The sequence below is a fragment of the Microbacterium sp. Bi128 genome, assembly GCF_918698205.1.
On the sequence record NZ_CAKKMM010000448.1, the window covers coordinates 1 to 3,614 of the forward strand.

The 3,614-nt window shown below is 67.6% G+C and carries 3 protein-coding genes; all 3 read left to right on the forward strand.

All coding sequences use genetic code 11. The annotated features are described in order from the left end of the window. Window positions 1–1,379, forward strand: a 1,379-nt coding sequence (locus LQV45_RS20755) for a GAF domain-containing protein (RefSeq protein WP_374208261.1), incomplete at its 5' end; no start/stop codon positions are given. Between the two features lie 144 nt (window positions 1,380–1,523). Then, window positions 1,524–3,047: an aldehyde dehydrogenase family protein gene (locus tag LQV45_RS20760; protein ID WP_230008636.1), complete on the forward strand. Its 1,524-nt coding sequence runs from the start codon at window positions 1,524–1,526 to the stop codon at window positions 3,045–3,047. 163 nt (window positions 3,048–3,210) lie between these two features. Continuing rightward, a partial coding sequence (locus tag LQV45_RS20765; RefSeq protein ID WP_230008638.1) for an alcohol dehydrogenase catalytic domain-containing protein occupies window positions 3,211–3,614 on the forward strand: 404 nt, incomplete at its 3' end.

A 3,614-nucleotide genomic window follows, 5' to 3' on the forward strand; every position in this document is an offset into this window, starting at 1 on the left:
TGAGGAAACTGGTCCATCCCGCAGCACTGTTGCCGCCGGCAGGCGGAGTCACCGCAGCGCTGCGCCAGCAATATGCCAGCGCGGGCCATGAGCAGCTGGATTCCCGTGGAATGGCGTTCTCCGAGGGCCTGCAGTTGCCCGGGATCAGCACCCTGATTCAGGAATCGTGGCAGCGCTCCGTCCGGCTGCAGGCCAACCCGGACAACCCCGAGGCGCCGCTGGCCATGGACCGCGAGGAACTCGAAGAATACCGCCGCCAGCACCCCCTGGCCGCCATCATGCCCGTGATCCACAAGCTCCTGGTCCTGCCCAGCCACGACAGCGGAATGCTGGTAGCCGTGGGTGACGAGGTCGGCAGGCTCCTCTGGGTGGAAGGGGACGCCGCCCTGCAGCGCCGGGCCGAGGGCATGATGTTCGTCCCGGGCGCCGACTGGTCCGAGGCGACGGTCGGCACCAGCGCCCCCGGCACCGCGCTGGCCCTGGGCCGGGGAATCCAGATCTCCGGCGCCGAGCACTACAAGCGCTCCGTGCATCCGTGGAGCTGTACGGCGGTGCCGTTCCACGATCCGGATTCCGGCGCCCTGCTGGGGGTCGTGGACATCACCGGCACGGAGTCGGCCGTGGCCCCGCATACGTTGTCGCTGGTAGAGGCGACGGTCGCCGCGGCCCAGGCGCATCTACGGGTCGAGCGGCTGCAGCTGGCCGCCGCCGGCCAGTCCTCGCCGTCCAGGCGGCGGAACTCGACGCCGAAAACGGCCGGGGGACCGGGCGCCAGCAGCCTCTACCGCAACAGCCTCCAGTTGCTCGGCCGCGACCAGGCCCTGCTCAGCATTGACGGCCGCACCGTGGCCCTGTCCGCCCGGCACAGCGAGATCCTGGCCCTGCTCAGCACCCACCCGGCGGGGCTGAATGCCGAGGAGCTTTGCGCCCTCCTGTACCCCGGGGACGCCTCCACCATGACGCTGCGCGCCGAGATGGTGCGGCTGCGCAAGGTACTTCAGCAGCTCAACCCCGATGCCGTGCCGCAATCACGCCCCTACCGGCTGCCGCTGGACCTGGTCCCCGACGCCGGACAGGTGCTGGACTGCCTGCAGCGCGGCGCCCACCGGATAGCGCTGGAAATCTACCGCGGCGCCGTGCTGCCCCGCTCCGAGGCCCCCGGCATCGTGGAGCTGCGGGCCAGGGTCTCCGCGCTGATGCGCGAGGCCCTGTTGACGGACGGCAGCGCGGAATCGCTCCTGAAATACGCCGCGCTGCCCGAAGCAAAGGACGACGTCGACGTCCGCATCGCCGCGCTGAAGCTGCTGGCGCCGCGCTCGCCCAAGCGCGCCGCCGTCGTCGCCGATCTGGAACGGCTGGACCGCGAGCTAAGCGCCTGACCGTCGCGGACCGCCGGAATGCCCCGCAGTGACCTGGCTCACTCCGGTTGCAACCTGACTGCAACCTTCACGCGCCTACGCTGGGTGCAACGGGGGCCGGAAGCGCCTTGCAGCCCCCCATCTTGCACAGCAAAGGAGCTAGCAATGACTGTTTACGCCCAGCCCGGAACCGAGGGCTCGAAGGTCACCTTCAAGGACCGCTACGAAAACTGGATCGGCGGCGAGTGGGTTGCGCCGGTCAAGGGACAGTACTTCGAGAACATCACCCCGGTGACCGGCAAGGCTTTCTGCGAGGTGGCCCGCGGCACCGCCGAGGACATCGAACTGGCGCTGGATGCCGCCCACAAGATTGCACCGTCCTGGGGCAAGACCTCCGTGGCCGAGCGTGCCGCGATCCTGAACAAGATTGCCGACCGGATCGATGAGAACACCGAGATGCTCGCCGTCGCCGAGTCCTGGGACAACGGCAAGCCGATCCGCGAGACCCTCAACGCCGACATTCCGCTCGCCGCCGACCATTTCCGCTACTTCGCCTCCGCCGTCCGCGCCCAGGAGGGCCGGCTGTCCCAGCTCGACGACGACACCACCGCTTACCACTACCACGAGCCGCTCGGCGTCGTCGGCCAGATCATCCCCTGGAACTTCCCGATCCTCATGGCCGTCTGGAAGCTCGCCCCGGCCCTCGCCGCCGGCAACGCCGTCGTCCTGAAGCCGGCCGAGCAGACGCCGTCTTCGATCCTGGTGCTGATGGAACTCATCGGCGACCTGCTGCCGGCCGGTGTCCTCAATGTGGTCAACGGCTTCGGCGTCGAGGCCGGCAAGCCACTGGCCTCCAGCCCCCGCATCCGCAAGATCGCCTTCACCGGCGAAACCTCCACGGGCCGCCTGATCAGCCAGTACGCCAGCCAGAACCTGATTCCGGTCACGCTGGAGCTTGGCGGCAAGAGCCCGAACATCTTCTTCAACGACGTCGCGGACACCAATGACGCGTTCTACGACAAGGCCCAGGAGGGCTTCACGCTCTTCGCCTTCAACCAGGGTGAAGTCTGCACCTGCCCGTCGCGCGCCCTGATCCAGGAAGACATCTACGAATCCTTCATGGCCGACGCCGTGGCCCGGGTGGAGAAAATCATCCAGGGCAACCCGCTGGACACCGAAACCCAGCTCGGTGCCCAGGCCTCCAACGACCAGCTGGAAAAGATCCTCTCCTACATTGACATCGGAAAGCAGGAGGGCGCCAAGGTGCTCACCGGCGGTGCCCGGGCCGAAATGCCCGGAGACCTGGCCGGCGGCTACTACGTCCAGCCCACCATTTTCGAGGGCCACAACAAGATGCGGATCTTCCAGGAGGAAATCTTCGGCCCGGTTGTCTCCGTGACCCGCTTCAGCGACTACAACGACGCCATGGGCATCGCCAACGACACCCTGTACGGCCTGGGCGCCGGCGTCTGGTCCCGCAATGGCAACGTCGCCTACCGCGCCGGCCGCGAGATCCAGGCCGGCCGCGTGTGGGTCAACAACTACCACGCCTACCCGGCAGGGGCCGCGTTCGGCGGGTACAAGTCTTCCGGCATCGGCCGCGAGAACCACTCGATGATGCTGGACCACTACCAGCAGACCAAGAACCTCCTGGTCAGCTACAACGAGAACAAGCTCGGCTTCTTCTAAGCCGCACTGACCCGGGCGGGGCGGATCGCGCATGATCCGCCCCGCCCGCACCACTTGTGCACCTACACGGAGGGACGCCGGCTCACTGCACACGCCCTTTAGCCACACCCAAGTTTGATGACGCAAGGATTTCGCCATGACGACGACAATGACGACGACGACAATGCAAGCCGCGGTAGTTACCGAATTCGGCAGGGACCTCCAGATCCAGACCCTCCCCGTTCCCGTGCCGGGCCGCGGTGAGGCACTGGTCAAGGTGCTGACCACCGGGGTCTGCCACACCGACCTGCACGCCGCGGAGGGAGACTGGCCGGTCAAGCCGTCCCCGCCGTTCATTCCCGGCCACGAAGGCGTCGGCGAGGTCGTCGCCCTCGGCGAGGGCGTCACGGACCTTGCCATCGGCGATTTGGTCGGCAATGCGTGGCTCTGGTCCGCCTGCGGCGACTGCCAGTACTGCCGCACCGGCTGGGAGACCCTGTGCGAGGCCCAGCAGAACGCCGGCTACAGCGTGGACGGTTCCTTTGGCGAGTACATGCTGGTCGACAGCCGCTTCGCGGCCAGGATCCC